This is a genomic window from Actinocrinis sp., from assembly GCF_035605935.1.
Classification (GTDB): domain Bacteria; phylum Actinomycetota; class Actinomycetes; order Streptomycetales; family Catenulisporaceae; genus Actinocrinis.
In genome coordinates this window covers 1-7,990 of sequence record NZ_DATNGK010000255.1, presented here as the reverse complement: position 1 = coordinate 7,990, position 7,990 = coordinate 1, and the positions used below count along the sequence as shown (strand labels likewise).

At 68.1% G+C, this 7,990-nt stretch carries 4 protein-coding genes; 2 read left to right on the top strand and 2 right to left on the bottom strand.

What is annotated here, in order from left to right; genetic code table 11:
• Positions 1–461: ATP-binding protein (locus VN779_RS20215; RefSeq protein WP_325725681.1), on the top strand; the 461-nt coding region annotated here is incomplete at its 5' end.
• 198 nt (positions 462–659) lie between these two features.
• Positions 660–4,748, top strand: coding sequence for a beta-galactosidase (locus VN779_RS20210; RefSeq protein ID WP_325725679.1), 4,089 nt, complete (start codon positions 660–662; stop codon positions 4,746–4,748).
• A 59-nt stretch (positions 4,749–4,807) separates the two neighbouring features.
• Here VN779_RS20210 and VN779_RS20205 read toward each other — a convergent pair whose 3' ends face one another.
• A complete protein-coding gene (locus VN779_RS20205) occupies positions 4,808–5,737 on the bottom strand; it encodes a DUF4436 family protein (RefSeq protein WP_325725677.1) in 930 nt (309 codons plus the stop codon).
• 81 nt (positions 5,738–5,818) lie between these two features.
• On the bottom strand, positions 5,819–7,990 hold a 2,172-nt coding region (locus VN779_RS20200), incomplete at its 5' end, for a glycoside hydrolase family 3 N-terminal domain-containing protein (protein WP_325725675.1).

Here is a 7,990-nt window from a genome sequence, read left to right as displayed (position 1 = left end):
CCCCGCCGTACGCCACACTTGTGATCGTGAGCGGGGAATCGAAGCGCTGGGTCACGTACGTGCGAACGAACGCGTACGTGTGGCAGACCCCGGCGACGTACCCCCATGCGGTCCGGGACGCGCGGCAGTGGGCCCACGACCAGCTCGTCGAGCAGCACGTGCCGGACGAAGCCGTGGACAACGCCGTGCTGATCGTTTCCGAGCTGCTCAGCAGCGTGCTGCGTCAGGCTCCCGGCGAGGCGGAGCTGACCCTGCTCGTCGAGGACGGGCTGCTGACCATCACGTGCGCCGACCGCGACACCGCCGAGATCCAGACCGGCACCCTCGACCGCATCTCGGCCTTCGGCCGCACCCTCGCGCTGGTCGACCTCCTCTCGCGCGCCTGCTTCATCCGCCGCCGCATCGGCGGAGGTAAGCGTGTCATCGCGCTGCTGGACATCCCGGCTATGGACACGAAGTAAAGCCTCCGCTATACATCACCCTTGTCTCCACATAACAGAACACGCGACAACACAATTCACCACTAACCGCCAGATTCACCTCAGCAAATACCCACATCCACGAACGGGAACTCAAGGATGAGACTCGGCGTGCTCGGCTTGCACACACCGCTGCGCTCTCGGCGCGGCCACCGAATATTGGCCGCGTCGGGCGCGGCCATGGCCCTGATACTCGGTTCGGTAGGCGGGGCACACGCGAGCCCGGCACCGGGCCAGACCACGAAGACGACGGCGACGACCACGCCCGCCGCAGCCGCCCACACCGTCACCTTCGACGGCTACTCCTTCCTCGTCGACGGCAAGCGCACCTACCTGTGGTCCGGCGAGTTCCACTACTTCCGGCTGCCGAGCCCGAGCCTGTGGCTGGACATCTTCCAGAAGATGAAGGCCGCCGGGTTCAACGCGACCTCCCTGTACTTCGACTGGGGTTACCACTCGCCCGCGCCAGGGGTCTACGACTTCACCGGCGTGCGCAACGTGGACGAGCTGCTCGACATGGCGCAGCAGGCCGGCCTCTACGTCATCGCGCGGCCCGCGCCGTACATCAACGCCGAAGTCGACGGCGGCGGCCTGCCGGCCTGGCTGGGCACCAAGAACGTGAAGAACCGCACCGACGACCCGGCGTTCGAGTCCTACGCCGACGAGTGGCTGACCAAGATCGACGCGATCCTCGCTCGCCACCAGCTGACCAACGGCACCGGCACGGTCATCGCGTACCAGGTGGAGAACGAGTACTACAACGGCGACGCCGCCGGTCGCGCCTACATGCAGCACCTTGAGGACAAGGCCCGCGCCGACGGCATCACCGTGCCGCTGACCGGCAACAACAACGGCACCTTCAACAGCGGTGCCGGCGCTCTCGACGTCGACGGGCCCGACTCCTACCCGCAGGGCTTCAACTGCTCGAACCCGAGCTCGTGGAACGGCGTTCCCGACATCAGCTACGACCACCCTGCCGGAAGGCCGCTGTACTCCCCGGAATTCCAGGGCGGCGCGTTCGACCCCTGGGGCGGACCCGGCTACGACAAGTGCGCGCAGCTGATCAACGACCAGTTCGCCGACGTGTTCTACAAGAACAACATCGCGGTCGGCGCCACGGCGCAGAGCTTTTACATGACCTACGGCGGTACCAACTGGGGCTGGCTGGGCATGCCGGAGAACTACACCTCCTACGACTACGGCGCCGCGATCCGGGAGACCCGGCAGCTGGACCCGAAGTACTACGAAGACAAGCTGATCGGCTACTCGCTGGCCGCGATGCCTGACCTGACCAAGACCGACCGCGTCCTGACCACCGCGCCCTCCGACACGGCCGTCATCGATACAGCGCGCCGCAACCCGGACACCGGCGCGCAGTTCCACGTACTGCGGCACGCGAGCTCGACCTCGACAGCGGTCGACAACACCCACATCACCATCGACTTCAACGCGCGCCCCGGCGGCCAGTACACCTACGACGACACCGATCCGGTGCTGCAATACACCGGCTCCTGGTCGCACGTGGCGAACCAGAGCTACACCGGCGGCGACTATAAGAACTCCGAGTCGTTCTCCAACACCGCCGGCGACTCGCTGACCATTCCGTTCACCGGGACCGCGATCCGCTGGATCGGCTCGAAGACCAACAACCACGGCAACGCCGACGTCTTCCTCGATGGCGTCAAGCAGACCACCGTCGACGACTCGGGCAGCCAGAGCCAGGCGGTGATCTACTCGGTCAGCGGCCTGACTGACGGCGCGCACACGCTCAAGATCGTCGTCGACGGCACTCACAGCTCCGGCTCGACCGACAACTTCGTGTCCATCGACGCGATCGACCTGCCTCCGGCAGGAGCCGCCAGCGGCCCGACGTACCCGAGCGTCCCGCAGGAGCCCGGCACCTCGATCACGCTCAACGGCCGCGAATCGGACCTGCTGGTCGCGGACACCAAGCTCGGCGACTCGCAGTTGCAGTACTCGACCTCGCAGCTGATGACCTCTGAGACCATCGGCGCCCGCGACGTCGCAGTGCTCTACGGCGACCAGGGCACCGACGGCGAGACCGTGCTGCATTACGCGAGCCAGCCGGCCGTGCAGAGCAGCGGCGGCGCGGTCAAGGTGACCTGGAACGCCACGACCGGTGACCTGCGGCTCAACTACAAGCACGACGGCCTGACCCGGGTCACCGTCAGCGGCGGCGGTTCACGTGCGCTGCTGCTCCTGCTCGCCGACAAGCCGACTGCGGAGACGTTCTGGACCCTGAACACCGCGTCCGGTCCGGTACTCGTGCGCGGCACCCACCTGCTGCGGACGGCGACGAGCCGCGACGGCGGCAAGGAGCTGGCGCTGACCGGCGACAACGGCACCGACCCGGCCATCGAGGTGTTCACCTCGGCCCGCTCGGTCACCTGGAACGGCCGCGGCATCCACGGCGCGCTCTCCTCGACCGGCAGCCAGGTCGGCACGGTCCAGACCGCGGCCGCGGTAACGCTGCCGGCGCTCACTGACTGGAAGTACCAGGCCGAATCGCCCGAAGCGCAGCCAGGCTTCGACGACTCGAGCTGGCCGGTCGCCGACAAGACCAGCACCTACAGCGTCACCGGGACCGGCTCGCTGCCCGTGCTGTACGCCGACGACTACGGCTTCCACACCGGCAGCACCTGGTACCGCGGCCGGTTCCGCGCCTCGGCCGCGGCCACCGGCATCCACCTGGTCTCCGACTCCGGCGGCGGCGCGCAAGCGTTCTCGGTCTGGCTCAACGGAACCTTCCTCGGCAGCTCCACCAACGGCAGCGGCGACTTCACCTTCCCGGCCGGATCGCTCAATCAGACCGGCGACAACATCCTGTCCGTGCTGACCGTCAACATGGGCCACGAAGAGGACTACAACTCCACCAACAACAGCACCTCCGCGCGCGGGCTGACCAGCGCCTCGCTCCTCGGCGCGCCGCTGACCTCGGTGACCTGGCGGCTTCAGGGCGTGCGCGGCGGCGAGCAGGAGATCGACCCGGTGCGCGGGCCGCTCTCGACCGGCGGCCTGTTCGGCGAGCGGGCCGGCTGGCAACTGCCCGGCTTCAACGACGCGAAGTGGAAGCCGGTGAGCCTGCCGACGAGCAACACGACCCCAGGCGTCGGGTGGTATCGCACCACGGTCGACCTGAACTTGCCGAAGGGCCAGGAGACCTCGCTCGGCCTGACCATCACCGACGACCCGTCGAAGAAGTACCGCGCCGAGCTCTATGTCAACGGCTGGATGGTTGGCAACTACGTCAACTATCTCGGCCCGCAGCACAGCTTCCCGGTGCCCAACGGCATCCTGAAGACGAACGGGCGCAACACGATCGCGATCGCGGTGTGGAACCTGGACGGCACCACCGGCGGCCTCGGCACGGTGTCGCTCACCAACTATGGCAGCTACGCCTCCTCGCTCAGCGTCCGGCCGGTCAACAGCCCCGGGTACAACGAGGAAAAGTACGAGATGCCCGCGGCTCCCGGCGTCAACGTCAACCTTCAGGTGCCTGACACCGCGCAGCCCGCGACCTCCTTCACGGCGACCGCGACGGTGTCCGTCCCAGCTGGACACGGACGCGCGACAAAGCTAGTCCCGTCGCTCAGCCTTCCGGCCGGCTGGACGGCGAGCGCGCCGAGCCCCGCGTCGATCGGCACGCTGGAATCCGGAAAGGCGGCGACGTTCACGTGGACGGTTCAGCCTTCGTCCGGCAGCCAACCGGCCGCCGCAGCGCTCACCGCGACGGTCGGCTACATACAGCGCGGCAGGCACCAAACGGCCAAGGATGAGCGCATCGTCGGCTACTACACGCCGCCGAAGGCAGGTGCCGACTACGTCAGCGACCTGCCGTTCATCTCCGCCACCAACGGCTGGGGCCCGGTCGAACGCGACATGAGCAACGGCGAACAGGCGGCCGGTGACGGCCACACCATCACCATCAACGGTGTGACCTTCACCAAGGGCCTGGGCGTGCACGCGAACGGCGACGTGAAGATCTACCTCGGCGGCCACTGCACCAGCTTCACGGCTTCGGTGGGCGTGGACAACGAGGTCGGCGCAGCCGGCAGCGTCACCTTCAGCGTCGTCGCCGACGGCAAGACGCTCACCACGACGCCCGTCATCCACGGGCATCAGGCGGCGGCGAGCCTCAGTGTCGATCTGACCGGCGCTCAGGTGCTCGACCTTGTGGTCGGCGACGGCGGCGACGGCAACGGCAGCGACCACTCCGACTGGGGAGGCGCGCAGATCACCTGCTCGTAACCCCACTGAACGCGTCAGGTCCGGCCACCGCACTGGCCGGACCTGACGCACGCTCACACTCACACACTCACTCGGGGATCGTCGCGGTGGTGCTCCACGTGCACGCCCGCGACCGCCGCCCACGCGACGCTGGCCACGGTGACCGCCTCGGCCCAGAAGAAGGCCGCGTAGTCGATGACCGATCCGATCGGCGGGCTGCCTGGCGCGGCGTTGCGCAGCCCGACGAGGGCGAAGACCGTGGCCGCCATCCACGCCATCCCGGGCCACACCAGTCCCATCCGGCGGCGCACCATGACCGAGGCCCCGCCGAGCACCGCCAGCGACATCGCCCACATCGCCGCCATCATGAACCAGGCCAGGATGAAGGTGCCGCGCGAACGGCCGATCTGCGTTTCCAGCAGGATGCCCTGCGTGGCCGCGACCGCGGAACGCGGATGGATGGAGAAGAACGGATCGCGATTCTCGAAGTCCATCGCCACCGGGATCGGGCTGCCGTCGTCGGTCGAGGCGGCCCACACGATGTCGGCGAAGTAGCGATCGAAGGGGTAGTCGGTCGGCGTGCCGTCGCTGAGCGGAACGTTGATCTGCTGGAGCGCCGGAATCGTGCCCTTCTCAAGCGTGACGCTGTTCTGCGCGAGCGACGGCGTGTAAAGCCGTACATTCTGCGTTAGTTCTCCGGTCGCTTCGTCGGTGGCCAGGGCGCCGCGCGGCGACGGCAGGACGCTGAGCACCATCTCCTCACCCGCGACGTCGACCCGCTGTACCCGCACGGTCAGCTCCAGGCGTGCGCCTTGGCCGGCTGTGCCGACGTAGCTGAGGTGCTGGCGATCATTACGCTCATTGATATACGCGAGGATTCCGGAGGCGACCAGCGCCGCGCCGACGAGCCCGACCGCTACTGAGATAAGGAAGCTGCGGCGGATCCGTCGGCGGGTCGGGGTGATCGGGTCGACCTCGGCGGACTGGTCGGTGACTGAGGGCTCGGGCACCTAGCCACGTTAACCGGTGGACGTTACAGGGAGCGGCGGCACACCGTCCGATCTGGCCGGTGTACCGCCGCTCGTGTGCTGTTAGCGGATGGTGAAGTTGGCCGACTGGTCGACGTCGTACGGGGTCGTGTCGTCCTTGTCGAGCTGCACGATGTAGCCGCCGGGCTCAACGCTCGGCGGGGCCGCGCTGTTGATGTCGCCCTGGCTGACGCCCAGCGCGGAGGTCGGGAACGTCACGTGCACCTGCTTCGATTCACCCGGGTTGAGCGTGACCCGCGCGAACCCGACGAGGCGCTGCGGCGGCACGACCACGGCGCTGACCGGCTGCGCCACGTACACCGGCACGATGTCGGTGCCGGCCCGCGATCCGGTGTTGGTGACCGTGAATGTCGCCGTCACGTTGCCGTGCGTCCGCACCGTCGGCGTGACTGTCAGGGCGCTGTTCTGGAAGGTGGTGTAGGACAGGCCGTACCCGAACGGGTAGAGCGGGTTGTAGGAATGGCCGGGACCGGAGCCCGTGCCCGGCAGCTGGTCGAAGAACTTCGGCTGGTCGCCGAGTGGTGAAGGCGCACCGCCGTTGAAGTCGCCGCCGACGCTCGAGGCGTCGGAAGGCCAGCTCACCGAGAGCTTGCCGCTTGGGTCGATCTTCCCGAAGATCGCGTCCGCGACCGCCTGGCCCGCCTCCGTGCTGCCCTGATACGCCATCAGCACCGCGTTCGCCTTCTCGGCGGAACCGAGCCCGACCGGACGGCCGGCGATGACGACCACGATGACCGGCTTTCCGGTCGCTTCCAGGGCGGAGATCAGCGCCTGCTGGTCAGGCGCAAGCGCGGGCGCCGGGTTGTCGCCGAGCCCTTCGGCGTAAGCCTTCTCGCCGACCGCGACGACGTACGCGCTCGCGCTGGCCGCGTCGGCTACCGCGGTAGCTTGGTCGGGCGCGTACACCGCCGCAGGGTCCGCGGCCTGGATTCCCTTGAGCACCGTGGTGCCGGGCGGGATCTGGTTCGGCGGACCCATGCAGCATACGTGTCCGGCGCCGAATACGCCCTGCCAGCTCACGCTCCAACCGCCCAGCTGATTGGTCATCGAATCGGCGCTCGGCCCGGTCACCACGACCTTGCCGGTGGGGGAGAGCGGCAACACATTGGCCTGGTTGCGCAGCAGCGTCATCGACTCCTGCGCGGCCGTGAGCGTCTGACTGCGTCCGGCGGCCACCGCGGCATCCGCGGCGTTCGGGTCCACGCAGGGCTTGCTCGGGTCGGCCACGCAGGCCTGGTTGAACAGGCCGAGGTCGAACTTCATGGTCAGGATCCGGCGTACCGCTTGGTCGATCCGCGCCTGCGAGATCTTGCCGGAGTGCACGTCCTGCAGGATCGCGGCCTGCCACTGGTCCGGGTTGTTGACCACCATGCCCATGTCCACGCCCGCGTTCACCGCGATGGCGATCGCGCCGGCCAGGTCAGGGGCGATGTGGTACGTGCTCTGCAACGCCTGCACGTCCTGATAGTCGCTGATCACGACGCCCTCGAAGCCCATCTGGTTACGCAGGATGTCGGTGAGCAGATAGTGCGAACCGGTCGCGGGCACGCCGTTGATCGAGCCCGAGTCGACCATCACCGAGCCGGCCCCGGCGTCGATCCCGCCCTTGTACGACGGCAGGATCGTGTCCTGCAGGTAGTTCAGCGGCAGCAGCGCCTCATTGCGGTCGTGGCCGTTGACCGACTGCGAGTACCCGGCGAAGTGCTTGACGGTGGCGCTCACCTTCAGCCCTCCGCCGTCCGCGGACGCTTGCAGGCCCTTGATGTTCGCGGCGCCCATCGCGGCGGAGAGCGCCGGTTCCTCGGCCCAGGTCTCATAGGTGCGGCCCCAGCGGTTGTCCCGGGAGAGGTCCTGCACCGGGGCGAAATCCCAGTTCCAGCCGGTCGCCCGCAGCGCGTTCGCGGTGACCTGGCCGCCGGCCTGCGCGGCCGCCGGATCCCAGGTGGCGCCCATCCCGATCGACTGCGGGAACAGCGGGGCCTGATACGGGTGCCCGAAGCCGTGCACCGCGTCCACGCCGAACACCAGCGGGAGATGCAGCCGCGAGTTCTTGATCGCGTATTGCTGGATGATGTTGTATTCGGTGGCCCAGTCGTAGCCGGTGTTGCCGACGCCGCCCTTGCCGGTGGTGTCGGGCGGGTTGTTGGTGCCACCGGCCAGAATCGAGCCGACGTCGTCGCCGACCAGGATCTTCTGCATGCAGGCGGGGTTCGG

What these genes read in the sequence shown, in the direction of transcription:
- VN779_RS20210 (WP_325725679.1), top strand. Translation starts at nt 660, where the DNA reads ATGGCCCTGATACTCGGTTCGGTAGGCGGGGCACACGCGAGCCCGGCA.